The organism is Vibrio sp. 1249-1 (assembly GCF_033340495.1).
This window is the reverse complement of sequence record NZ_JAWOWJ010000008.1, coordinates 148,355-173,067: the sequence shown is the minus strand read 5'-3', so window position 1 is coordinate 173,067 and position 24,713 is coordinate 148,355. Positions and strand designations below refer to the sequence as shown.

27 protein-coding genes are annotated in these 24,713 nt (G+C 44.8%); 7 read left to right on the top strand and 20 right to left on the bottom strand.

From position 1 onward, the window contains the following. Nucleotides 1-7 precede the first annotated feature (7 nt). The 6 genes from pseG to R7Z50_RS16100 form a co-directional block, all read right to left on the bottom strand. Complete coding sequence (gene pseG / locus R7Z50_RS16125; protein WP_065275030.1) at nucleotides 8-1,510, bottom strand: UDP-2,4-diacetamido-2,4,6-trideoxy-beta-L-altropyranose hydrolase; 1,503 nt, start codon at nucleotides 1,508-1,510, stop codon at nucleotides 8-10. 15 nt (nucleotides 1,511-1,525) lie between these two features. Beyond that, nucleotides 1,526-2,218 carry a pseudaminic acid cytidylyltransferase gene (pseF, locus tag R7Z50_RS16120; protein ID WP_065275029.1) on the bottom strand — a complete coding sequence of 231 codons (693 nt, stop codon included), beginning with the start codon at nucleotides 2,216-2,218 and terminating at the stop codon, nucleotides 1,526-1,528. Further along, complete coding sequence (pseC, locus tag R7Z50_RS16115) at nucleotides 2,218-3,393, bottom strand: UDP-4-amino-4,6-dideoxy-N-acetyl-beta-L-altrosamine transaminase (RefSeq protein ID WP_186584530.1); 1,176 nt, start codon at nucleotides 3,391-3,393, stop codon at nucleotides 2,218-2,220. Before pseC ends, pseF begins: the two co-directional genes overlap by 1 nt. Continuing rightward, nucleotides 3,390-4,403 carry a UDP-N-acetylglucosamine 4,6-dehydratase (inverting) gene (pseB, locus tag R7Z50_RS16110; protein ID WP_065275027.1) on the bottom strand — a complete coding sequence of 338 codons (1,014 nt, stop codon included), beginning with the start codon at nucleotides 4,401-4,403 and terminating at the stop codon, nucleotides 3,390-3,392. Before pseB ends, pseC begins: the two co-directional genes overlap by 4 nt. Before the next feature lie 133 nt (nucleotides 4,404-4,536). Further along, nucleotides 4,537-5,244 carry a 3-deoxy-D-manno-octulosonic acid kinase gene (locus R7Z50_RS16105; protein WP_065275026.1) on the bottom strand — a complete coding sequence of 236 codons (708 nt, stop codon included), beginning with the start codon at nucleotides 5,242-5,244 and terminating at the stop codon, nucleotides 4,537-4,539. A gap of 11 nt (nucleotides 5,245-5,255) precedes the next feature. Beyond that, the gene (locus R7Z50_RS16100; protein WP_065275025.1) at nucleotides 5,256-5,663 is read right to left on the bottom strand and encodes a diacylglycerol kinase; all 408 of its coding nucleotides are present in this window, start codon (nucleotides 5,661-5,663) and stop codon (nucleotides 5,256-5,258) included. 107 nt (nucleotides 5,664-5,770) lie between these two features. Between R7Z50_RS16100 and R7Z50_RS16095 the strand changes: the two genes are divergently transcribed. The 3 genes from R7Z50_RS16095 to R7Z50_RS16085 are packed head-to-tail and all read left to right on the top strand — an operon-like array spanning nucleotide 5,771 to nucleotide 8,414. Next, nucleotides 5,771-6,826 (top strand): glycosyltransferase family 9 protein, encoded by a 1,056-nt coding sequence (locus R7Z50_RS16095; RefSeq protein ID WP_065275024.1) that lies wholly within the window; start codon nucleotides 5,771-5,773, stop codon nucleotides 6,824-6,826. Nucleotides 6,827-6,861: 35 nt separating this feature from the next. Beyond that, the gene (locus R7Z50_RS16090) at nucleotides 6,862-7,629 is read left to right on the top strand and encodes a glycosyltransferase family 2 protein (RefSeq protein ID WP_054867810.1); all 768 of its coding nucleotides are present in this window, start codon (nucleotides 6,862-6,864) and stop codon (nucleotides 7,627-7,629) included. After that, nucleotides 7,626-8,414: a glycosyltransferase family 2 protein gene (locus tag R7Z50_RS16085; protein WP_053808663.1), complete on the top strand. Its 789-nt coding sequence runs from the start codon at nucleotides 7,626-7,628 to the stop codon at nucleotides 8,412-8,414. The genes R7Z50_RS16090 and R7Z50_RS16085 overlap by 4 nt, the downstream gene beginning before the upstream one ends. 31 nt (nucleotides 8,415-8,445) lie before the next feature. Here the strand turns inward: R7Z50_RS16085 and R7Z50_RS16080 are convergent, their stop codons facing one another. From R7Z50_RS16080 to R7Z50_RS16045, 8 genes are all read right to left on the bottom strand, one after another. Continuing rightward, nucleotides 8,446-9,381 (bottom strand): glycosyl transferase family 90, encoded by a 936-nt coding sequence (locus tag R7Z50_RS16080; protein WP_065275023.1) that lies wholly within the window; start codon nucleotides 9,379-9,381, stop codon nucleotides 8,446-8,448. Further along, nucleotides 9,368-9,850 (bottom strand): pantetheine-phosphate adenylyltransferase, encoded by a 483-nt coding sequence (gene coaD, locus R7Z50_RS16075; RefSeq protein ID WP_017820709.1) that lies wholly within the window; start codon nucleotides 9,848-9,850, stop codon nucleotides 9,368-9,370. Before coaD ends, R7Z50_RS16080 begins: the two co-directional genes overlap by 14 nt. Nucleotides 9,851-9,936: 86 nt before the next feature. Beyond that, complete coding sequence (gene mutM / locus R7Z50_RS16070; protein WP_053349744.1) at nucleotides 9,937-10,746, bottom strand: bifunctional DNA-formamidopyrimidine glycosylase/DNA-(apurinic or apyrimidinic site) lyase; 810 nt, start codon at nucleotides 10,744-10,746, stop codon at nucleotides 9,937-9,939. A 102-nt stretch (nucleotides 10,747-10,848) separates the two neighbouring features. Beyond that, a complete protein-coding gene (locus tag R7Z50_RS16065) occupies nucleotides 10,849-11,325 on the bottom strand; it encodes a hypothetical protein (RefSeq protein ID WP_025998646.1) in 477 nt (158 codons plus the stop codon). Nucleotides 11,326-11,597: 272 nt separating this feature from the next. Continuing rightward, complete coding sequence (rpmG, locus tag R7Z50_RS16060) at nucleotides 11,598-11,768, bottom strand: 50S ribosomal protein L33 (protein WP_004410866.1); 171 nt, start codon at nucleotides 11,766-11,768, stop codon at nucleotides 11,598-11,600. 13 nt (nucleotides 11,769-11,781) lie between these two features. Next, nucleotides 11,782-12,018 (bottom strand): 50S ribosomal protein L28, encoded by a 237-nt coding sequence (gene rpmB, locus R7Z50_RS16055; RefSeq protein ID WP_005384783.1) that lies wholly within the window; start codon nucleotides 12,016-12,018, stop codon nucleotides 11,782-11,784. Nucleotides 12,019-12,321: 303 nt separating this feature from the next. After that, a complete protein-coding gene (radC, locus tag R7Z50_RS16050) occupies nucleotides 12,322-12,996 on the bottom strand; it encodes a RadC family protein (RefSeq protein WP_065275022.1) in 675 nt (224 codons plus the stop codon). A gap of 114 nt (nucleotides 12,997-13,110) precedes the next feature. Further along, the gene (locus tag R7Z50_RS16045; RefSeq protein ID WP_104979946.1) at nucleotides 13,111-14,784 is read right to left on the bottom strand and encodes a methyl-accepting chemotaxis protein; all 1,674 of its coding nucleotides are present in this window, start codon (nucleotides 14,782-14,784) and stop codon (nucleotides 13,111-13,113) included. Between the two features lie 193 nt (nucleotides 14,785-14,977). Between R7Z50_RS16045 and coaBC the strand changes: the two genes are divergently transcribed. The 3 genes from coaBC (at nucleotide 14,978) to R7Z50_RS16030 (ending at nucleotide 17,896) form a co-directional block, all read left to right on the top strand. Continuing rightward, on the top strand, nucleotides 14,978-16,177 hold the full coding sequence (gene coaBC / locus R7Z50_RS16040) for a bifunctional phosphopantothenoylcysteine decarboxylase/phosphopantothenate--cysteine ligase CoaBC (RefSeq protein ID WP_065275020.1): 1,200 nt from the start codon (nucleotides 14,978-14,980) through the stop codon (nucleotides 16,175-16,177). A 171-nt stretch (nucleotides 16,178-16,348) separates the two neighbouring features. Continuing rightward, nucleotides 16,349-16,939: a nucleoid occlusion factor SlmA gene (gene slmA, locus R7Z50_RS16035; protein ID WP_005379386.1), complete on the top strand. Its 591-nt coding sequence runs from the start codon at nucleotides 16,349-16,351 to the stop codon at nucleotides 16,937-16,939. Nucleotides 16,940-16,945: 6 nt separating this feature from the next. Further along, nucleotides 16,946-17,896 (top strand): Kdo(2)-lipid IV(A) acyltransferase, encoded by a 951-nt coding sequence (locus R7Z50_RS16030; protein ID WP_033905948.1) that lies wholly within the window; start codon nucleotides 16,946-16,948, stop codon nucleotides 17,894-17,896. Between the two features lie 84 nt (nucleotides 17,897-17,980). Here R7Z50_RS16030 and pyrE read toward each other — a convergent pair whose 3' ends face one another. Beyond that, nucleotides 17,981-18,622, bottom strand: coding sequence for an orotate phosphoribosyltransferase (gene pyrE / locus R7Z50_RS16025; RefSeq protein ID WP_026000307.1), 642 nt, complete (start codon nucleotides 18,620-18,622; stop codon nucleotides 17,981-17,983). 104 nt (nucleotides 18,623-18,726) lie between these two features. Then, complete coding sequence (gene rph, locus R7Z50_RS16020) at nucleotides 18,727-19,443, bottom strand: ribonuclease PH (RefSeq protein WP_031780917.1); 717 nt, start codon at nucleotides 19,441-19,443, stop codon at nucleotides 18,727-18,729. Nucleotides 19,444-19,627: 184 nt separating this feature from the next. Between rph and R7Z50_RS16015 the strand changes: the two genes are divergently transcribed. Then, complete coding sequence (locus R7Z50_RS16015) at nucleotides 19,628-20,494, top strand: YicC/YloC family endoribonuclease (protein ID WP_005384776.1); 867 nt, start codon at nucleotides 19,628-19,630, stop codon at nucleotides 20,492-20,494. Nucleotides 20,495-20,549: 55 nt separating this feature from the next. On the opposite strand, the gene R7Z50_RS16010 is transcribed toward R7Z50_RS16015, so the two are convergent. From R7Z50_RS16010 to R7Z50_RS15995, 4 genes are all read right to left on the bottom strand, one after another. Continuing rightward, nucleotides 20,550-20,975, bottom strand: a complete 426-nt coding sequence (locus R7Z50_RS16010) for a phosphate-starvation-inducible protein PsiE (RefSeq protein WP_025768316.1) — start codon at nucleotides 20,973-20,975, stop codon at nucleotides 20,550-20,552. A gap of 168 nt (nucleotides 20,976-21,143) precedes the next feature. Then, complete coding sequence (locus R7Z50_RS16005) at nucleotides 21,144-21,983, bottom strand: ABC transporter ATP-binding protein (RefSeq protein WP_005379372.1); 840 nt, start codon at nucleotides 21,981-21,983, stop codon at nucleotides 21,144-21,146. 35 nt (nucleotides 21,984-22,018) lie between these two features. Further along, nucleotides 22,019-22,876, bottom strand: a complete 858-nt coding sequence (locus R7Z50_RS16000) for an ABC transporter ATP-binding protein (protein ID WP_005379371.1) — start codon at nucleotides 22,874-22,876, stop codon at nucleotides 22,019-22,021. Nucleotides 22,877-22,885: 9 nt separating this feature from the next. Next, nucleotides 22,886-24,712, bottom strand: a complete 1,827-nt coding sequence (locus R7Z50_RS15995) for an extracellular solute-binding protein (protein ID WP_017634997.1) — start codon at nucleotides 24,710-24,712, stop codon at nucleotides 22,886-22,888. Nucleotide 24,713 lies beyond the last annotated feature (1 nt).

Below are 24,713 nucleotides of genomic sequence, written 5' to 3'. Positions count from 1 at the left end.
TTTTGCCTCAATCGATTGGTCGTCGAATGTAAGTTTCTTCGTCGATTTGTTGGTAGCAACATTTTTGGAAGAGTCGTTGAGATGCACTATTTGCTTTCAATACCGTAGCATGTAGAGTGACATCAGGATGAATTGCATCCACAATACTTAGAGCTTTAAACGCAATCCCTTTTCCATAGCTTTTAGGGTCAAGAAATATTGATACCAAATAATGTCCAGGTTCTGTTCTATCTAAGCGTACTGCTCCAACTTTATTGCCGTCATCCCTACTAACAATCATGTAAAAGTAGTCAGAGGCTGATTTCAGTTTTTTAAACATCCAAGCTTGGTGCTCAACCCATGTAGGGACCTCAGGAGTCAATGCGTACTTTCTCGTCTCTGGGTGACACTGCCATTCATAAATCAATGCGATATCTTCTTGCGAAGCAGGCTTGAGAGATAATCCATCAGTCGTCTCATCAAGTAACAACTCAACCTCATAAGAGACTCGTCGCGCCCCCCGCCCGTCGCAAAGGGAAAGATTAGCATCTTTGAATTGGGGCCACTGCTTCAGAACTGTCAAGAACTCACTTAGCAATCGACTAGGGATATCCTCGATATCAACTTTTAATGATGCTGAATGCTTTACTAACTGCTTACAGATTAGTTGCTGGTTCTCTGCTAAAGGAACGATTACGTTGGGTAGCCCAAGACAAGCTCTTTCCCAACTTGTGGTACCTGGAGCCCCTATAGCGATGTCATGCTCTAGCATTAAACTTGCCATATCAGAGACAAAGTCGAGATGCGAAACGTCAGCTCTAGATGCACACAACTCTTTAACTTGGTCAAAGTGAGGCGCTCTAGGCGACAACAATACAGTAAACTTGGCCTCTACTTTGCCACATAAAGATTCTAATACTTTGAAAGTTGCGTTAGGAGCATCAATCCCACCCATCGATACCAGCACTTTCAGAGGATTGTTAGAAATATCTCTAGAAAGCGCTGATTCTCGCTTGCTCGCGAAATCTGATCTCAATAAAGCAAACTCACTGCCCGCTAAGACCTTAGATTGGGATGCAGAGTAAGCAGCTTCATCACGCCCTAACGTTTGATCCAAGATCAAGTCAGCTTTATGGCATCGCCCGAGATCATCAATAGCAAGCATTCGACAATCTAATGAAGCGATAACTTGCTCTTGCCATTCAATCCCGATTGCATAGTGATCAGTGACAACAAGGTCTGCATAAGTGATTTCTGTTAGGAAATCTTGCACATCTTCAGATATGCTCTTTTGAAGCCAAGCTGCATAATCGGCATCGTGAAGCGGTTCTATAACTTCCCTTGGTTTGGCAAGAGTTGTCACCTGAAATCCACGTTCACGAATAAACGCACGCATGTCTCCTTCTAATGGAGAACAAGCAAATTCGACGTCATGTCCTTTGTGCGCAAACTCTTCAGCCAAGACGAGACAACGCATAACATGCCCACTACCAACCAACAAAGATGCATCGACTCGAAAAACAACCTTCATACTTCATCCTAAATGTTAATTGGTGAGCTTTAGCACAGAAAATAAAGATTCAGCAAGCTCCCAATCTTCGGGGGTATCAATATCTTGAACTCGATTACGAGGTAAAAGTACCGCTTTCGAATGAGGAGAAAAAATAGAGTACTTTTCTAAAAATGCTCTGGTTTTCCCCCAATAAAACTGTCCTGCATCGTGATAAGCCTCTTCGAGATCTTGAGACCTTACCTGTTCATTTTCAGGGGAAAACATCGAAACAGAGCCGTCTGAATCAAGTTTAATCGCGCGTTGAATTGGGAATGGAAATGAAGTAGCACTAAAAGCAAATTGCACACCTTCGCCTTGCAAAAGTGCATAGCCTTGTTGTAAATCCTTCGGCAATACAAATGGAGCCGTTGCATATAAACAACATACAGCGTCAATATCCCAACCTTCATCTTGACACCAATGGATAGCATGAGCCATGACATCCATTGTTGTAGCATAGTCATCGGAGATATCTGCTGGACGGAGAAATGGAACATGCGCACCATGAGCCTCGGCAACGGCTGCAATTTCTGTATCGTCGGTCGAAACGATCACTTTATCAAAGCAGCCAGAGGCAATGGCTGCTTCAATAGAGTAGGCAATCATAGGTTTACCATGAAATGCTTTGATATTTTTTCTTGGTATGCGCTTACTACCACCACGAGCTGGAATAATCGCGACTTTCATTAGCGCCCCTGCAATATTTCAGTGAGAACTTGAACGACAGTATCCTGCTGCTCTTCACTCATCGCGTGGAACATAGGAAGAGAAATAGCTTCACGGTAATAGCGTTCAGATTCTGGGAAATCACCTTCACTGAAGCCCATTTTTTCATAGTAAGGTTGAGTATGGACTGGAATGTAGTGCAGGTTGACTCCGATACCTTTGCCTCTCAGTGCGTCAAATACCTCTTTGTGTGTCAAAGAGATCTTGTCCAACCGCAAACGAATTACATAAAGGTGAAGGCCCGAGTAGGTATTCTCCAATTGATATGGCAATACCACTGGTAAAGACTTCAATAGCTGATTGTAACGATCTGCAAGGTGATGACGAGCGGTAATAAAAGCGTCTAAACGATGCATCTGAGATACACCCAGTGCCGCCTGAAGCTCGGTCATACGGTAGTTAAAACCTAAATCAACCTGTTGATAATACCAACCACCATGGCTTTCACCCTCCATTTGCTCAGGGTCACGAGTAATACCGTGACTTCGAAGCAAAGTCATCTTGTCAGACAAAGCCTTTTGGTTGGTCATTGCTGCGCCACCTTCAGCCGTCGTAACAATTTTAACGGGATGGAAGCTAAAGACAGTGATATCCGAGTATTCGCAATTCCCTATCGGCAAGCCTTGATATTTGCCGCCAATTGCATGTGAAGCATCTTCAATGACTTTGAAGTCGTACTCTTTCGCCAGTTTGGCGATCGCCACCATATCGCATGGTTGACCACATAAGTGCACCGGCACAACAACTTTCGGAAGCTGACCTTCTGCTTTCGCTTTGATTAACTTTTCCTCAAGGCGTTTTGGACACATATTGTAAGTATCAGGGTCAATATCTACGAAGTCGACTTGTGCACCACAGTATAAACCGCAGTTTGCTGACGCGACGAAGGTAATAGGCGACGTCCAAAGCCAATCCCCCTCACCTAATCCCAGCGCAAGACAAGCAATGTGTAATGCTGATGTAGCGCTATTTACAGCCAGGGCATAGCTTGCACCTGTATGATCGATAAGTGCTTGCTCAAATGCAGGAACTTGGGGGCCCTGCGTCAGAAAATCCGACTTCAAAACGTCAATAACACTGTCAATGTCTTGCTGGTTAATATCTTGCTTACCGTAAGGAATCACTACTATTCTCACACTGTAAAGTTTGGATCAACGTGCTCTTTGATTAGCTCACGTAGGCCTTCAATACTTTCCCACTCTGTATTCGTACCTGAATTGTATTTGAAACCAAACGGTACTTTTTTCGCTTTGTGGTGTTCGAGGTATTCTTGCTCTGTATAGGTGAACGAAACAGAAGGAAGAATTGCGTAGTATTTGCCAAGGTCGATCGTATTTAGCGAATCAGTATCGGTGATCATCTCTTCATGGAGCTTTTCACCTGGGCGAATACCTACAACTTTAGTTTCACACTCAGGAGCAATAGCTTCAGCGATATCTAAGATTTTGTAAGATGGGATTTTCGGTACAAAAATCTCACCACCTAAGTGATTTTCCAGAGCGTACATCACCATGTTCACACCATCTTGCAATGAGATATTGAAACGCGTCATATCTTCATGAGTGATTGGTAGAATACCTTCTTCGCGTTTGCTCAAAAAGAATGGGATCACTGAACCACGAGAGCCCATGACATTACCATAACGTACAACGCTGAAACGGATATCTTTAGAGCCTTTGATGTTATTGGCAGCAGTGAACAACTTATCAGACGCCAGTTTCGTTGCACCATAAAGGTTTATGGGAGCGCACGCTTTGTCTGTGGAAAGAGCTACAACATCTTTTACACCGCAATGTAACGCCGCATTAATAACGTTCTCTGCGCCCGTAATATTAGTTCGTATACACTCAGTTGGGTTATATTCTGCAGTATCAACTTGCTTTATCGCCGCGGCATGGATGATGACATCAACGCCTTCACAAGCTTGAATCATACGATTTTGGTCACGCACATCGCCAATAAAGAAGCGAAGTTGAGGAAAGTCTTTTGCAGGATACTTTTGTTTCAGCTCAAACTGTTTTAGTTCATCACGAGAAAAAATGATGATTTTTTTAACTTCTGGATAGCGTCCAAGAATGGTTTTAATGAACTGTTTACCGAACGAACCGGTGCCACCTGTAATTAAGACTGTTTTTGAATTCAACATAATATGCTCTTTCTTGTTCAGGTTCGAAACCTGTACCTCAAATAATTTAGAATGCTAATTGCGATATTTTAGCACTTAGACAAATGTGTTGCACTAGGTATAAACTCTTAGCAATGTCCTCACTTTACATATCCTAAAAATTCACAACGGCACTTACGAGTTCATCAAAGTCCGTTTTAGACCAAATAATATTCTTACTTTTTAATTCTTTCTCAAAAGAGCGCTTTAATCTATCTAAGTTTTGTTGCTTCCAGTCACCAGAAGTTTCAAAACGACACTTATCAAAATCGATAATCCATACCTTATCTTTGTCGTCGATCAAGATATTGTGGATATTCAAATCAGTATGGTTAACGCCAACCTGATGCATCTTGGCAATTTCTTGCCCTATTTTCTGATACATTTCTACCGATAAAGACTGTTCTTGCAAGATACTAACCAGATCTCTGGCGTTTGGGATTCGCTCACTTAATAAATCAGCTTGATAGAAGAGTCCTGACTTTAAGGCTCTTGCTGCAATAGGACGAGGAACGTGCACCCCAGCCTCAATTAGCGCCAACAAAAGCTGAAACTCTTGCGCACAACGGGTGTTATCCCAGCCAGAGAACCAATAATGATCGTTAACTAACTTCCCAAACAAACCGCCACGACGGTAATGACGTAGTGCCGCTTGCATGTTCTCTAGTTGGATAAACCATGTCGTGCCTCGCCCCGTCGCACTGCCAACCACCTTGTCGGAGGACTGCCAGTATTCCGCATCAAATATCGGTTGGCTAGGGTCTGTAATGTTCTCGTCATCAAACCAGATCACTTGGTTGTTGTTTTTATACTGTTGAATCATACGCTCACCCTCTAGCCTAAATACCGGCTGGCTAATATATACAACCAAGTAAATGCAGCAAACGCCAAAGCAACCATAACGGCAGCAGAGCCTATATCTTTAGCTCGACCACTGAGTTCATGCCGTTCAATACCGATACGATCAACCACTGCCTCAATCGCTGAGTTTACAAGCTCTACAATCAAGACTAATACCACGACCCCGATCATTAAGATACGCTCAACCATGCCGACATCCACTAGCCAAGACAAAATCACAGCAATACTCAACAGAGCCAACTCTTGTCGAATGGCGGCTTCATGCTTAAAAGCCGCTTTTAATCCTTGGATCGAATAACCCGTCGCTTTAACGATGCGCTGTAGCCCGGTATTACCCGGCTTGCCAGATTCTTGCGATTGATGCGGTGTTATCTTTGACATTGCAGAACACTTATCAGTACTTAGCTATATTCGAGCCGTGTATTTTACATTTATTGTGGATGTCTGCATAATTTACCTGCTTCTATTCATCGAATCAGACAATAATTATGTTCACTTCTGCCCCATCGTCACTATGCGTCTTGCGTTTGTCCGCTATCGGAGACGTTTGCAATACTATCGCCAGCATTCAAGCTATTCAGAAACACTGGCCTTCGACCCAGATTACTTGGATAACGGGTAAACTTGAAGCCCAGTTATTAGCCGCCATCGATGGTGTAGAAGTGATTGTTTTTGATAAAAAAGCGGGACTTGATGGCTACAAATCACTTTGGCGACAGCTGAAAGGCAGAGAGTTTGATGCGCTATTGCATATGCAGTACGCGATTAGAGCGAGTGTCGCAACGTTGGGCATTAAAGCAAAATACAAACTTGGTTTCTCTTCTGATAGAAGCCAGGACTTTCAAACACTATTTACCAATATCAAAGTGCCTTCCCCGCAATCTCTGCATGTCGCAGATGGCTTAATGGCCTTTGCCCATCAAATTGGGGTACCAAAGGCAGAACTAGACTGGGTACTTTCTTATTCAGACCACGACCAAGCTTGGGCAGAGTCTCATATTTCTCGTAGTAAACCTAACCTGCTGATTGTGCCTGGTGCGAGCAAAGCTTATAAAAACTGGAACGCGGAAAGTTATGTGGATGTGATTCATCACGCCAGAGCAAAAGGCTGGAACGTGATTCTGGCAGGTAGCCCAGCTCAAGTTGAACTGGATTTGGCTGAAGCCATTCAATCTCGCTTGGAAGAACCGTGTCTAAATTTAGTTGGACAAAGCTCAATTCTGCAAATGCTTGCGTTAATAGATAAGGTTGAAATGGTCATCGCCCCCGATACCGGACCAGCACACATGGCAAATGCCATGAAAACGCCAATCATCGGGCTCTATGCACACCATAATCCGCTTCGAGTGGGACCTTACCGCTACCTAAAATACGTTGTCTCTGTTTATGAAGAAACGATCTTTGCAGAAACAGGTAAAAACAGTCACGAGTTAAACTGGCGAACTCGCGCAAAAGATGAAACGGCAATGAACCGCATTACCAGCACTCAAGTAATGAGCATGTTCGATCAAGTCTTAGAAGATTTGTATCCTCAATACCAGTAAACTTACTGTCTTGATTTGTTAAGAAGGAAATGACCTTGTCCAAACCAACCTTAGCCGTTGCCTTAATTGTAAAAAATGAAGAGAAGCACTTACAAGCTTGTCTAGACACAGTAAAAGATTGGGTCGATGAGATTGTCCTTCTAGACTCGGGCAGCACCGATCGCACCGAAGAAATCGCCCGACAATACACGGATAAGTTTTACACCAACCTAGATTGGCCAGGTTTCGGTAAACAACGCCAACTTGCGCAGCAATACGTTACGGCAGACTACGTTTTGTGGCTTGATGCGGACGAACAAGTCACTCCAGAGCTAAAAGAAAGTATCTTACACGCGGTATCAGCCAATAAGCCGAACGTTTTATACAAACTTAATCGACTAAGCTCAGCGTTTGGTAAGTTCATCTACCATTCTGGTTGGTCTCCAGACTGGATTGTGCGCTTATATCGCACCGAATATACACAATATAATGATTCGCTCGTTCATGAAAAAGTTGATGAGAAAAACTATCAAACTGAAAAACTGGATGGTCGACTGCATCACTACACTTACGAGCACCTTCATCATTACATCAATAAAACCACTGGCTACCTCAAGGCTTGGACGGATGAACGTGAAGGTAAAAAGAAATCCGGCTTAACCACTGCAATTGTTCACGCTCTTGCTAGCTTTTTGAAGATGTATGTTCTCAAACGAGGCTTCCTTGATGGCAAACATGGTTTCATTCTAGCTTGGCTAAGCATGCACTCTACTTTTGTAAAATATATCGATCTCTACTTACGTGAACAGGCAAAAAAATCATGAAAACGACTTTAATTATCACCACTTACAACTGGAAAGAAGCATTAAAAGCGGTGTTAGAAAGCGTGAAACGTCAAACCGTTTTGCCTGATGAAGTCATAGTTGCAGATGACGGTTCTCGAGACGATACCAAAGCAATGATCGACCAACTTCGTGACGGCTTTCCCGTGCCACTTATCCATAGCTGGCACGAAGATAATGGCTTTCAACTTTCGATGAGCCGCAACCGTGCTATCGCAAAAGCATCAGGTGACTACCTCATCATGATTGATGGCGACATGGTATTGTCTCAAACGTTTATTGAATCACATAAGCAAGTCGCAAAGCCAAATTGGTTTGTGCAGGGTGGACGTGTATTAACGGATGAAAACTGCAGCAAGGCCATCATGGAAAACGGCTTAGTGCCTTCCATTTTCAGCAAAGGCATTCGCAATCGTAAAAACTGCATCACCAACGCCTTGCTATCGAAATGGTTCTCTTACGAGCGGAATAACGATAAAGCCACTCGCGGTTGCAACATGGCATTTTGGCGACAAGATGTCATCGAGGTGAATGGCTTCAACCAAGATTTTGTTGGATGGGGACGCGAAGACAGCGAGTTTGTTCATCGCATGTTGAATGCGGGTAAGTCACGTCTTTACCTAAAATTCGCAGGTGTAGGCTACCACTTGTACCACGTAGAAAACTCTCGTGCGTCACTCGGACAAAATGATGAGATTTTAGAGAACACCATTAAAAACAAGCTTAAACGCTGTGAGAATGGTGTTGATCAATTTCTAGAAGCTTAAGATTATAAAAAAGGGGCGTTTCGCCCCTTTTTTATTGTTGCTGAGATAAAGCGAAGTACTTATCGGCAACCATCAATGAGATCAAACGCTCTTTACGTTTATCTTTGAACTGCTCAACCCACTGGTGCGCATTTTCAATGATCGCTAATGCTTCTTGCTCATTCGCTAGGTAATAATCCATCTTTTCGGGTAAATCAGAATAGTCATCCTTCACTTCAACATAGTGGACGCCTGCCTCTAACTTACCTTCCATAAACCAAGTCTCATATTTTGGCTTTGACATAATAACCAAGGAGTTAGACGACATAGCCCACTTAAGGTTGGTGGCCACATCATTGCCTTCTATACAGAGCAAAAACTTATACTGCAGTTGCTCTTCAATACTCATAAAGCCCTTTTCCCATGGTTTCCCTTCTACCGGGCGGGTCTGGCCAATATTGCATTGCGGATGGTTGTAAAACGCATGAATCACCTTTTTACGATGCGGCTGAAAACCCACGCCGCGCCACGCTACCATGTCCTTTTTATCTTGATAGCGAACAGGATCATCAATAAATTTAAAATGACGAACTTGATTAAGTTTCAACACCACTGAATTTTGGTTGTTACCAAAGATAGGGCGGCTTTTTATAAAGCTCGGTACATTGGGGATGTGTGTAACATCGCCGTTGATGTAGTTAAACGCAAAACTGGAAGGGAAATAGCGTACAACTTGGCGAAGATCGAAAAAATACGTCCAGCCTTTCGTTTTTTTGAATGTATCGATGGTCGAGTAACTTTGTTCTCGGCTATCAACTGAAAACGGCGTTTCACACTTATTGTAATAGTTCACCCGCTCAAGACAGCGTTGCTGCTCTGCTTCGGTCAGATTCGAAAGTAAACGCTTGGCTTGTGCTCGATATACAAAGCGAGGGATAAGTATCGAGAGAGCGTTTGAGAAATAATAAGGGAACTTACTGTCTTTCATTCAGTTTTTCCCCAATCGCGATGGCTACTGGCTTGGGAACGAATTGTTCGATACTTCCGCCATGAATCGCTACTTCTCTCACGATAGTCGACGATAAAAACGCAAACTCTTCTTCAGGAGTTAAAAATACGCTCTCGATTCCTGGTAATAGCTTTCGGTACATGTTGGTCAGTCCAAACTCGTATTCAAAGTCTACCGTTGTTCGTAAACCACGAATAAGAACCTTAGCTTTCTCATTTCTCGCGAAATCCACTAATAACCCGGAGAACCCCTTTACCGTCACACCAGGTAAATGCGCTACAACGTCCTGCATCAGTGCAACGCGCTCTTCCAATGAAAACATAGTGTTCTTCGATGGGCTTGCGGCTACGCCAATCACAACCTCATCAAACATTTCGTGAGTACGTTCTATTAGATTGAGGTGACCATTAGTCACTGGATCAAAAGTGCCCGGATAAATGACTTTCATATAATTTACTAAGTTATTCGAAACTGATTGAATTATTGAGGCTCGAACGCAAGATTACAACAACTTAAGCTCAATAATAGCTCGACTTACTTCTGACACTCACTACAAAAGAAGGTATTACGTTGGCCAATCTTTAGCTCTTGAAGTCGTTCGCCGCACTCTGGGCATGGCTCTCCGGCTTTTCCGTAAACCAATAACTCTTGTGCAAAGTAACCCGGCTTTCCATCGGCTTGCGCAAAGTCTTTCAGCGTAGTCCCACCTTGCGTAATGGCAATCTCAAGTGTCATTTTGATATTTTCAACAAGTAACCCCCACTCTTGAGAAGTCAACTTACCTGCGGGCCTTGAAGGGTGAATTCGAGACTTAAACAACGACTCATTCGCGTAGATGTTCCCAACACCAACCACGACTTTGTTGTCCATGATGAACTGCTTGACGGCGACACGCTTATTTTTAGCTTTCTCCGCTACATATTCCGCATTGAACTCTTCAGTTAAAGGCTCAGGCCCCATGTTTGCTAGCACAGCATGTGACTCGCCAGGAGCACACCACAGCCATGCCCCAAAACGACGCGGATCGTTATAACGCAGTATTTTTCCACTGCTTAGTTTGAGATCCACATGATCGTGCTTTGCTGGCGGAAAGTCAGCATCTAGGACACGTAAAGACCCAGACATGCCCAAGTGAACAATGGCTGTACCTGTGTTTGTCTCGATCAGTAAGTATTTCGCACGACGGCTAATCGCACGGATCACCTGCCCTTCCAATTTTTTAAGCTCTGTAGGAATATCCCAGCGCAATTTAGGCGTTCGAAAAGTAAACGACTGGATCGTTTGTCCAACCATGTGGGGGCTAATCCCCATACGGCTGACTTCAACTTCTGGCAACTCAGGCATTAGATTCTCCAATTCACCGGCTAATAGTTCTCGCTGCTAGCATAATCGAAAAGAAAAACGATAAATAGGGAAGCTTATTAGGGGTATAGGCGAAAAAAGGCTCTACTCTGGCATAAGGTAGTTTTCATCGACGGAGATAGCGACCCATTTGTCTTGCCAGGTTTTAAATAGCCAAAAATCAGGTAAACGAAAGAAAGTCACCCGCTGCGGCTCTTCGAGATCCTGATACCAAACTTCTACCGTTTCAGGTACCGCCAGGTTAGGTTTTAAATGATCGTACTGTTCTGAGGTGAGCTCGGTCCCTTCCAATGATTGCCAGCGTGATACAAGTTCACTGATCGGTGCATCAACTTTGATGTTGGATTGCCACCGTCCATCATGCAGCTCGAACTCCCAGCCACTATAGTACAAAGACTCCACCGTATAGTCGGAGCGAAGTACATTTGGGTAAGGGTCTGCTTGATCTGTTAATAGGTAAGTTTTGATCCACATCGGCGCATTTAAGATCACTATAAATGCGATAATGCCCAGAATAAGAATATTGTTCCATCGGCGGCGACGAGCCGGACTCACACGCATAACCATCTCTACTCTCTTATCGTTATGAGTAAATTACCAAAGAGTATTGAGCTTGACTAGAACAACGGTGTGCAAGTGTGTAGGGAGTGGTGACTAAGCGGCAGAGGCGATCAATCAAAAATTCGAGTATAGAGTCGGACCAGTAGAATAACTTCAGCAGTGCCTTATAACCCGATGACGTACTGAACCTTTTCTTCAGCACTTTTATTCACGTAATAAAAAACCCAACTCGAAAGTTGGGTTTTTCAATTCCTCAAAGAGACTGAAACCAATTATTTGATTTTTGCTTCTTTGTACATAACGTGCTGGCGAACTACTGGATCAAACTTTTTGATCTCAAATTTGCCTGGCATGTTACGCTTGTTCTTATCAGTTGTGTAGAAGTGGCCTGTACCTGCAGAAGATACTAGACGGATTTTCTCACGAACGCCTTTCTTTGCCATTGCTTATTTCCTCTTAAACGTTTTCGCCACGTGCACGCATGTCTGCAAGAACAGTATCAATACCTTTCTTGTCGATGATGCGCATACCTTTAGCAGATAGACGTAGTTTAACAAAACGTTTTTCGCTCTCTACCCAGAAACGATGAGTTTGTAGGTTCGGCAGAAAACGACGCTTAGTAGCATTTCGTGCGTGTGAACGGTTGTTACCCGTTACTGGACGCTTACCAGTTACTTGGCATACTCGTGACATGAATGTCTTCTCCAAAATCGTTTCAGCTCGATATCAACCTTGGTGGCCGAACCTCTCTATCTCTCGAAAAGAAGTTAGAGGTTAAGAACCGCTATGGAAAATCCATACAAGGCTATCAAAGGTCGCGCATTATACTAACTTGATATGCATTGCTCAAGACCCGAACAGATCCTTTTTACAGGTTTTCGTGATCTTTTTTTAGACAGCAGATTTTTTTTAGCAGTCCAAGCTGAATTCAGTTAAAAATTTAGTGGCGTGGATGATAGCAGATTTTTAGCAACTAACAACCTAAAAAACGCACAGTTATATCCAGCCTCTTTCAGCAAAAGAGACACTTTCCCCATCTCCGATGACGAAATGGTCCAAAACACGAATATCCACCAATGCTAATGCGTCGGTGAGACGCCTTGTAATCCTTCTGTCAGCTTGGCTCGGCTCAGCAACGCCTGAAGGATGATTGTGCGCCAAAATCAAAGCCGCCGCGTTATGATGCAGAGCACGCTTAACAACTTCTCTCGGATACACCGACGCTGCATCCAACGTTCCTTCAAATAAAATTTCATCTTTTATCACTCGGTGCTGGTTATCGAGAAAAAGAATATAAAAAGCCTCTCTTTGCCGATCCCTTAAAATAGAAGACAGATATAACTTAGTTTGGTCGGGGCTGGTTAAGGCATCACCACGCTTTAGCGTCTCCGCCAAGTAACGTTGTGTCATTTCTAGTACCGCTTGCAACTGAACATACTTGGCTTGCCCCAATCCTTTGTGACGACAAAACTCTTCTTCTGATGCTGAAAATAGTTGTCTGAGCGAACCAAAGTCTTGAATAAGGAAGTCTGCAAGCTCAATCACGTTCATTCCGCGGGTGCCTGTGCGCAAGAAGATGGCCAGCAGTTCGGCATCGGTCAAAGCTTGCGGCCCTCGTTGCAGTAGCTTCTCTCTGGGCATGGACTCATTTGGCAAAGCTTTCAGTATCATCTGATGTCTCTTTATATGGAAAGTGTCCCTATTCCACAAAACAAAAAGCGAAAGTCGAGTATGACTTTCGCTTTCTTCGTACCATCAGTGCTTTCCATGCAACTTAACAGTTCATCAGAGTTTAAAGTTGCCAACCAAGCCGTGAATTTCTGTTCCAGACTGTGATAGCTGCGTGCTGATTGACTCGGCATGCTGCAACGTCTCATTAATGTTGTTCACGATCTGTTGAATAGCTACTAAGTTTTGGTTGATGTCTTCTGCAACCGCACTTTGCTCTTCGGCGGCAGACGCGGTTTGAATCCCCATATCTCGAATTGTTCCGATAGAATTATGAACACCAGAAAGAGATTGCTGAATGAGCGCCGATTCTTCCGCCGTTTTGACACCTCGTTTTTGGCTCACCGACATTGTACTGACCGCTCTTGATACACCATTTTGCAGCTGCTTAAGCATGTCACCAATTTCATGAGTACTATTTTGCGTACGACTGGCTAACGAGCGCACTTCATCCGCAACGACGGCAAACCCTCGACCTTGCTCACCGGCTCTAGCCGCTTCAATCGCCGCATTTAGGGCCAACAAATTCGTTTGCTCGGCTATCTCGCCAATCACATCCAGCACTTTGGTTATTTTTTCGGTCTGTAAACTCAACTCAGAAATTGCATCTGACGTGCTGTCTATCTCCGTCACGAGTTCGGTAATGCCTTCTATTGCTTGCTCGACCTCATGCTGAGCGGCGGTGACTTGACTGTTGGCATCGTCAATTGCCTGCGCGGTCGCATTAGTATTGCTGGCTACTTCTTTGGCAGTCATGCTCATTTGCGTCACTGCCGTCACGACTTTGTCCGTCTCTAAACAGTGATCCTGCATTTGACCGCTCGCTTGGCTGGTCTGAGTGTTCAGGCTTTGGGAAACGGTCTGTACTGTCGTCGCAGAGCGATGAATGTCCTGCATCAGTGGGTGCAGCTTATCCATAAACTCATTAAACGCGGCCGCCACTTCACCGACTTCATCCTGACTTTCGACTTTTAAACGAGCCGTTAAGTCACCGCCGCCTGCGGCAACATCTTTTAATGAAGCCGCGACATGTTGTAATGGCTGAATACCTTTAGACACCACGATACTGGTGAGAACACTGGTAATGATCAATCCAATAGCGGAAATCAACACGGCAGATAATGTATGCTCTTTTAGCTCTTGAGTCTTTAACTCTCTGTGCATCGCAACTTGCTGGTCGATGTCATCAATATAAACGCCAGTACCTAAAACCCAGTCCCATTTCGATAGATATTCTGCATAGCCCAACTTAGGCGCTTGTGCGTCAATGGTCGGTTTGTGCCACGAGAAATAGAGGAACCCATCCCCTTTTTGAGAAGCGTCAATCAAGCCCGCAATAACTGCGACCCCATTTTCATCTTTTAAGTCGTAAAGGTTTTTACCCTCTAATGCAGGTTTGATAGCGTGCAACGTATTCACACCTTGAGAGTCGTAGGCAAAAAAGTAACCATCGCTTTCAAAGCGCATGGCTTTCAGAATTTCTTTTGCTGCCTCTTTATTACTTCCATTTACATCCGTGTCGTATAACGGTTTTATCGCCGTCACGCCCATCATCATATAGGCTTGTAACTCTTTCTTTTTCGTTTCGATGAGCTCTTGCCTGTCTCTTGCCAGCTCCGCCTCCAAACTTTTACTGCTGTTGATGTAATACACCACTGAGATCAATGTAGTGATCAACAACAGCGGAATTAGGGTTATCAGCAGCAATTTGTTTCGACTTTTCAACACCATGGTTTCCACTACCTCTTTTTCTTTTCAGACTTGCAAACTCCGCGCAACTTGTCTGTGAGGTAGGCGAGAATTTTCCCTTCCTCGGTCAGATTAATACTCTGGAGTTTGGTGTGAATTATCTTCTCGTTATATATGCTCGGGCGGTCAGACTTTGAATTGTGTTAAAATCCGGTCATCAAATTGGAGATCTCACATGCAAACACTAGCAGGAAAGAAAATTCTACTCGGCATCAGTGGCGGTATTGCCGCGTATAAATGTGCGGAGCTAACCCGTCGCCTCATAGAGAGAGGAGCGCAAGTTCAAGTTGTAATGACGAAAGCCGCAAAAGAGTTCATTACCCCTTTAACCATGCAAGCCGTTTCGGGCCGTCCTGTCTCGGACAGTTTACTAGACCCAGCAGCGGAAGCCTCTATGGGCCATATTGAATTGGCCAAATGGGCAGATTTAGTGCTATTAGCGCCAGCGACCGCGGACTTAATCGCGCGCATGTCCGCAGGCATGGGGAACGATTTACTTACCACGCTCGTGCTCGCGACGGATTCCCCTGTTGCTGTTTCTCCTGCGATGAATCAACAGATGTATCGCAATATCGCAACCCAAGAGAACATCGCTACGTTAGCGCGTCGTGGTATGCACATCTGGGGCCCTGCGGCAGGAGAGCAAGCCTGTGGTGATGTAGGACCAGGTCGAATGCTGGAACCAATGCAGCTAGTACATCTATGTGAACAGTTCTTTCAACCAAAATTGCTAGAAGGTAAGTCGATACTCATTACCGCCGGACCAACTCGCGAAGCGATTGATCCAGTGCGTTACATTACTAACCATAGCTCCGGGAAAATGGGCTATGCATTGGCGAGCGCCGCAGCGCAGATGGGAGCAAAAGTCACCCTCGTGAGCGGTCCTGTCAGTTTAAATACGCCCGTAGGTGTTGAGCGCATTAATGTTTCCAGTGCACAAGAGATGCACGAAGCCGTTATGACACATGCAAACAGGCATGATGCGTTTATTAGCTGCGCTGCCGTTGCCGACTACCGCCCACAAACGATCGCGTCTCAAAAGTTGAAAAAGACAGAAGACAACGACGAAATGGTCATTAATATGGTTAAAAATCCTGATATTGTTGCATCTGTGGCAGCAATGACGGAGAAGCGTCCGTTTACCGTCGGTTTTGCGGCTGAAACCAATGATGTAGAGACCTATGCTCGAGGCAAGTTAACAAAGAAAAACCTCGATATGATCTGTGCAAACGACGTTTCGGTTGCAGGGCAAGGATTTAACAGCAACGACAACGCAATTACCCTTTTCTGGCCTGAAGGTGAACTTGCGCTCGCTTTAGAATCAAAAGAAGCATTGAGCTTTAAAATTCTCGAAAAAATGCATCAATTGATGTAACTAACGTTTGAAAACCCTGCCAATTTTTTACAAAAGCTGGCATAAATTTGGTACAAAAATGACAACTAAGGGTGTTAAATCTCCCATTCCACCCTTAGTGGTCTAGTTTGAGGCGAAATAGCGTCTTATAATCCCCTCCGCTCAACTTTGTATTTTGAAAGGAAGTAACTAATGGCCGGCAGTAAAAAATCCAACCGTCGTGAAGAGATCTTACAAGCATTGGCAGAAATGCTTGAATCAACAGATGGCGCTTCACGCATTACTACGGCAAAACTGGCCAAGCAAGTCGGCGTTTCAGAAGCCGCGCTGTATCGTCATTTCCCAAGTAAAGCGCGCATGTTCGAAGGGTTGATTGAGTTCATTGAAGAAGCCTTGATGACACGTATCAACCGTATTCTAGACGACGAAAAAGATACACTAGAGCGTATTCGTATGGTGATGCACCTTATTTTGGCGTTCTCTGAACGTAACCCAGGTCTGACACGCATTTTGTCGGGTCATGCTCTAATGTTTGAAAATGAACGTCTACGTGAACGCATCAATCAACTCTTTGAGCGTATAGAAACACAATTGCGCCAAATCCTGCGTGAACGTAAGATTCGTGAAGGGAAGTCCTTCCCTGTCGAAGAGCGCATCCTAGCCGCGCAAATTCTGGGACAAGTTGAGGGGAGCCTAAACCGCTTTGTGCGTAGCGACTTTAAATACCAGCCGACTGCAAACTTTGACGAGTACTGGGCGCTTTTGAGTGCACAAATAAAGTAAAAGACTATGAGTAAAGACAAATACACGCAGCCCGAGTTTTCTCTTTCACTTCTTCACCCTCGTAACTGGGGCGTATGGCTTGGTTTTGGTCTGTTGGCCATCCTCGTCAATATTCTTCCTTATCGGCTGCTGCTTTCATTAGGTCGTTCACTCGGTAAACTTGGCATGCGCTACGGTAAAAAGCGTGTCCACGTTGCTCAGCGTAACTTAGAATTGGCCTTTCCAGACAAAACACCTGAAGAGATTCAACATATTGTTGAAGAGAACTTCAAAAATACCGGTATGGCACTGATAGAAACCGGAATCACTTGGTTCTGGCCGACTTGGCGCTTTAAAAACCTGATCGTCGAGAAAGATCTCGGCGCACTGCGTGAAAAAGCCAAAGAAGGTAAAGGCGTCCTACTTTGTTGTGTCCACGCTCTTAATCTAGAGATCACTGCGCGTGCTTTCGCCGTGTTAGGCGTGGCCGGGTACGGCGCGTTTCGTCCGCATAATAATCCTGCTTATAACTTTATCCAGTATTGGGGACGGACACATAACGGCAATAAACTGATTGATCGTAAAGATGTAAAAAAGATGATTCGTGTATTACGCAGTGGTGAGCGTCTGTTCTATTTACCGGATCACGATTACGGTCGCAAAAAATCAGTATTTGTGCCCTTCTTTGCCGTAGACGATGCGTGTACAACAACAGGCACGAGCATTCTGGCGTATACCTCAAAATGTGCGATCATCCCAGGCTCAGGGTTTCGCAATGACGAAGGAAAATACGACATCATCGCCGATAAGTGCATTGAAGCCGACTATCCACAAAAAGACGAAGTCGCCGCTGCCGCTTATATGAACAAGTATGTGGAAGAAGTCATTCTACGCGCTCCAGAGCAATGGATGTGGCTCCATAAACGCTATAAAACCATGCAAGATGAGCATGTCGAGAAAGGCATTCGCTATAAGTAAGTGGTCAAGGCGATGAATCCAAAAACAAAAAAGGGCAGATGAATATCCATCTGCCCTTTTTACTTTTTCAGAAAAAGTAACCAATTAAATGCCGTATTCTGCGCGGTATGCTTTGACTGCTTCTAGATGCTCTTTGTCTGTGCCTTTCTCTTCAAGGAAAGTCACAAGGTCAGTCAAGCTAACGATCGAGATGATTGCACAACCAAAGTCACGCTCCACTTCTTGAATCGCAGACAACTCACCTTTGCCTTTTTCTTGGCGGTCAATCGCAACCAACACACCAGCAAGGTCTGCGCCATTTGCTTGAATGATTTCCATCGATTCACGAATCGCAGTACCTGCTGTGATTACGTCATCTACTAGCATGATACGACCTTCAAGCGCAGAGCCTACAAGGTTACCGCCTTCGCCGTGATCTTTCGCTTCTTTACGGTTGAAGCAGTAAGGCGTGTCGACGTCATGATGATCCGCCAGCGCGACTGCTGTTGTCGTCGCGATTGGGATACCTTTGTACGCCGGGCCAAACAGCACATCAAACTCAATGCCAGAATCAGCAAGCGCTGCTGCGTAAAAACGACCAAGACGCGCTAGGTCACGACCAGTATTGAAAAGACCAGCGTTAAAGAAGTACGGGCTTTTACGGCCAGATTTCAAAGTAAACTCACCAAACTTAAGAACTTCTTTCTCAAGTGCAAACTCAATAAATTCACGCTGGTATGCTTTCATTATTTTCTCTCTATGTCCTTGGTTTCTCGTGTCTCTTCTCGACAATCATTCATTTCTCTATTGTCGAGATAAAAAAATAGCCCCCATAATGGGAGCTATCTAAATCAATTGGCTAACGCCGCCTTCTGCGCTGCGACAATTTCTGTAATGCCGACTTTCGCCGACTCGAGCAATGCCATCAGCTGTTCGTGACTGAACGGTTCACCTTCTGCGGTGCCCTGAATTTCAATCATCTTGCCTTCTTCGGTCATTACCACGTTCATGTCTGTGTCTGCCGCTGAATCTTCAACGTATTCAAGATCACACAATACTTCGTCGCCTAGTAAGCCGACAGAAACTGCCGCTACGTGGCCTTTCATTGGATTCGCTTTTAGCTTGCCGCTATCCACTAGGTGTTGGAATGCATCGGCCATTGCAACACTTGCGCCGCTGATAGATGCAGTGCGAGTGCCGCCGTCTGCTTGGATAACGTCACAGTCAACGGTGATCATGAACTCACCCATGGCTTTTAGGTCGACAACAGCGCGTAGGCTTCGCGCGATAAGACGCTGAATTTCCATCGTACGGCCGCCTTGTTTGCCACTTGCCGCTTCACGACGAGTACGCGAATGTGTTGCTCGAGGTAGCATGCCGTATTCAGCTGTAACCCAGCCTTTACCTTGACCTTTTAGCCAACGTGGCACAGATTCTTCGACGGTCGCATTACACAACACTTTGGTGTTACCGAACTCAACTAGCACTGACCCTTCAGCGTAAGCTGTGTAGTTACGAGTAATTTTGATAGGGCGAACTTGATCCGCCTTGCGATCGTTTGGACGCATGGGCATCTACCTTAAATATGAGGAGAAGACGATTTGGTTGGGCGAAGATTATAACGGAATCGATTCCGGATTCATAGGTTACGCCGCTGGCACAACATAAACAATCCATACATCCCGCGCACCTATCGACGCAGCATGATACACTCTTGAAGTAATTTTCAAAAAATGAAGACAGGAAAATTCGATGATTTACAGTATGACAGCGTATGCACGCAAAGAAGTAAAAGGCGATTGGGGCTCTGCGGTATGGGAAATCCGCAGCGTGAACCAGCGTTATTTAGAAACATACTTCCGCATGCCAGAGCAATTTCGCGGGTTAGAGCCCGTTTTACGTGAGCGCTTTCGTAAGCGCTTAGCGCGAGGCAAAGTAGAATGTAATCTGCGTTTTGAAGCAAACCCTGCCGCAAAAGGTGAGCTTAGCATCAATGAAGCGCTTGCTAGCCAGGTAATTAAAGCCGCTGAACAAGTCATGCACATGACTGGTGAACTGAGCCGAATCAATCCATTTCAAGTCATGCAATGGCCGGGGGTAATGGAAACGCCAGAGCAAGACATGGATGCGGTAAATAAAGTGCTACTAGAAGCATTTGATGGCGCAATGGATGAATTTATTGAAGCGCGCGCTCGTGAAGGCGAGAACATGAAGGCGCTGATTGAGCAACGCCTAGAAGCGATCACATCAGAAGTTGTGAAGGTGCGCGCACGCATGCCAGAAATACTAGAGTGGCAACGTGAGCGTCTGTTCTCTAAATTTGAAGATGCGAAAGTAGAGCTAGACCCATCTCGCGTTGAGCAAGAGCTAATCCTTCTGGCACAGAAATCAGACGTAGCAGAAGAGCTAGACCGTCTTGATTCTCACGTAAAAGAAACCACAAACATTCTGAAAAAAGGTGGCGCAGTCGGTCGTCGTCTGGACTTCATGATGCAAGAGTTCAACCGTGAATCGAACACGCTAGCGTCGAAATCCATCAGCACCGACATCACCGCATCGGGCGTTGAACTGAAAGTTCTAATTGAACAGATGCGTGAGCAGATCCAAAACATTGAATGATCTAAAAGTCATCGAGTATTGAAACAAAAAAGCCCCGCTAATACGGGGCTTTCTTTTATTCGTCTTTTTCCAAGGTACTGTTATCAACGTAGGGCCAATAATGATGTCCAATTCTGATCAGCAAAGTAGCCGCAGCCAAAATAAACGCAGCCAGAGATAACCACACAACCAAAACTGCATCCAGCTCTTTCATTCCGAGAGTGATATAGCGGGCGATCGCCATCATCGCGATGTAGATAGGATAGCGTACCGGAATTTTACCGTTCATCACGAACTGCTGCACCATGGCGAGCACTTCCAGATAGATAAACATCAAAAGAATATCTGTGAGTAAGACACGCTTCTCTACAAATACGTGCACAAACTCTTGCATCATGGCGTACAACGTCGCCAAGGTAATAGAGACTAATAACACCGCCTCCAAAATATGGAAGATTTTCAGGAAAGGTCGACTAAAGGATTTCGGTAAATTCGACGGCATGGTCCATTATCCAAACAAAGAAAATAGGCCTTGAGTTTAGCATGCAACGATCTTCAATCAATCAGAATAAACATCAGTGCGAATCGACTCCAAGTCCTGGCATTTGCTTATAAAAACGCTCCGCTTATTTGGCGGAGCGCTTTTGTGTTATAGGACCTGTGGCATCACTTACGCCACTTGCTGCTTTTTTTCAGCTACGCGCTTTTTCTTCCGATATTTAGGGTGAGTGATCGGAATCGCAGATAGGAGTTTTTTGGTGTATTCGTTTTGCGGGTTTGCATAAATTTCTTTAGCACTGCCTGCTTCTACCACTTTACCAAAATACATCACGGCAACTTTGTCAGAGACATGTTTCACCACCGAGAGGTCGTGAGAGATAAATATGATCGCCAAATTCATTTCTTGTTGCAGTTGTAGCAATAGGTTCAAGATTTGCGCCTGTACCGACACATCTAACGCAGATACCGATTCATCACAAATCAGTAGTTTAGGCTTCAATGCAATCGCGCGAGCAATACCGATACGCTGCCGTTGTCCGCCTGAAAATTCATGTGGATAACGGTTTACTGCCGTTTCTGGTAATCCCACTTTGATTAAAAGCTCTTTTACCCATTGTTTACGCTCTGTTGGCGTGCCAATTTTATGAATAACAAACGGTTCTTCCAGAATCATACCGATGGTATGACGCTGATTGAGTGACTCCATTGGGTCTTGAAAGACGATTTGCATGTCTTTACGCAGCGAGCGCATCTCTTTAACAGACAGTTTAGTGATGTCTTTACCTTCAAAGAAAATCTTACCTTCTGTTGGCTCGTATAACTTTAAGATCGTGCGACCAAGGGTGCTTTTACCACAACCTGACTCACCAACTAGCCCCAGTGTTTCACCTTCAGAAACAGACAGTGAAACCCCGTCTACCGCTTTGATGGTGTAGCCTTTCTTGAACAGCCCTTTACCAGAAACAAAGTGCTGCTTAAGATTTTCAATTCTTAATACTTCTTTTGCCATAACATCCTCTTTTATGACTGGTTCACTTTGCCCAGTTAACTGGCAAACATACTGGCATCAATAGGCTTGATATCGATCATCTGCTTCGGCTCATTATCTAAGCTCGGCATCAATCCCATTAAACGCTCTGTGTATGGGTGCTGCGGGTTATCAAACAACTCAAAAATTTCTGCTTTTTCGACAATACGTCCGCCATACATCACGGCAACATCATCACACACTTCTGCCACAACCCCGAGATCGTGAGTGATGAAGATCATCGCCATGCCCGTTTCTTCCTGAAGCTCGTTCATCAGTTCAAGGATAGACGCCTGAACCGTAACATCCAACGCTGTAGTCGGTTCATCACAAATCAGAATATCCGGCTTACAGGCCAATGCCATCGCGATCATGACACGCTGGCGCATACCACCAGATAGGTTATGGGGATACTCATTCAATCGCTTCTCTGGCATTGGAATTTTTACTTTTGCCAGCATTTCAATCGAGTACGCCTCCCGCTCCTTTTTGTCGAGCTCAGGTCGATGGAGCTCAAGCACTTCACATATTTGACGACCAATGGTGTGCACTGGGTTGAGCGCCGTCATCGGGTCTTGGAAGATGATCGAAATGCGATCGCCACGCATGGCGTACATCTCTTCCGCAGGCAAATCAACTAGGTTGGTGCCGCGATAATTCACTTCACCTTTGATAATGTTGCCATATGGCTTAGGTAATAGCCCCATGATCGACATTGAGGTTACGCTCTTACCACTACCTGACTCTCCTACCAGACCGAGTGTACGTCCAGCTCTCACATCAAAGTTCACACCATGCAGAACCTTCACTGGCCCATCATCGGTGGTAAATTCAACTTCGAGATCTTTAACACTTAGGATTACATCGTTTTCCATAACCAATCCTTACAGCTTATAAGTGTCATCTACGACAACAACAGGTTCAAAAGCTTTGCCTGACTTCATCGCTTGTTTCGTTTCTTTTTTGATATCACTATCAATCCAGTAAGTGCCATCGCCTATGATTGCACCACTGAACAGCGCCTCTGTCATGCGATTCATTGGTTTATCTGGAAACTTTAACCAGCGCCAGTGACCATAGCGGACATAAGGAACCATGTAGCCTGGGACGATAACGTGAGCATCAATGATGTCACGCTGAATCTCATGACCTAGCTGGATCTTTTTATCCATATCCATGCCAAAACGATACTCGATGATCTTTTCATCCAGTTCAGGCGTGCTGTAGTTTGTGAAAGAGTTAGTTTGCGGCTTGTTCGCATTGACTGAATGGAAGTACTCCCAATACGTTGGGATCTCAGACGTACCCATATCTAAGAAAGCCAAATCGTGCTTTTTCTCACGTACGTATTTGAACATGGATGAGCCATCAACTAACTTGAGCTCAATATCCAGCCCTGCTAGCTTGGCTTGCTCACGCAAAAATGCAATACGAGGAGTATGAACAGGTGTTCCGTAGGTCAGCTCGAAGCTTAAGCGCTCACCTTTATCATTAACACGAATACCATCAGAACCAATTTTGTTAAAGCCTGCGGCTTCGAATGCCTCGGCCGCTTTTGCGGGATCAAACTTCGGTGCCTTAGCATCTGGTAGGGTGTATTTACCATGACCATAACCGGTCGGGTTCGGTTTACGGGAGTAGTCGCCACGCATGACATTCTCTATCATGCCATCAAAGTCAATCGCGTAAGTAATGCCCTTGCGAATGTTTAAATCATCCAGCAAAGGCATCGCGGTGTTCATCCATACACCACCAGCCCCAACTGGGAATTGGTTGTAACCCCAGAACTTTTGAATGTATCCCTTTTGGTAAGGTTCCGTATTCGATTTATCATGCCATAAGCTTGGTAAAACAAGACCAAATGCGTCCAGCTTCCCTTTCTCAAAGTGCTTCATCGCGATATCACTGTCGCGAATCACTGTGATGCGGATTTTGTCGACATTATAACGATGTTGATAATACTTATTGCTGTAACCCCACCAGTCTTCACCGACATGTTTGAAGGTAACACTTTTACCTTTTTTAATGTCATCTAGGTAGTATGCACTGGTCGTTGGTTCACTTTTAAAATTGTAGTAGCGGACAAAGTTGTCATGTATACCGTCACCATTTTCATCTTTTGAAGGGTTAGCATAAAAATGTGCGGGACGTGGGCGCAGAGCCCCCATTCGTAACAGCAATTCTTCCGGATTGAACTCTTTCGCCGCCTTAACAGCAAACGTGTGAGTGTCGTACTTGATAACATCCGCAATCGTTTTGTTGTAGTAATCGTTGTACCAAGGTTCCAAGATATCTTTGGAACGATAAAACTTCAGCATGAACACGAAATCGTCGGCAGTCACAGGTTTGCCGTCCGACCATTTGGCTTCAGGGTTGAGTTTGAAATAGACCGTTTTGTTGTCACCTGCTAACGCCCACTCGTTAGCAAGCTCAGGGATGAACTCTAAAGTATCTGGGTGGCGGACCACCAAGCCTGGTGTTTCATCTAAGATAAAAGAACGTAGCCCTGCATTAGCGTCTGGGCCAACACTACGTAACGTCTGCGGGAAACTTGACATAAAGGTGCGATAAGTCCCTCCACGTTTCGCTTCTGGCGAACCATATTGAGGCTCATCCCAGTTTGTTTGCCAGTTTAAGTCAGTCGGAAGCGTTGCTGACATTGCACCAAAACTCAGGGCGCTCAGCGTGGACGCTAAAAATAATTTCTTCATA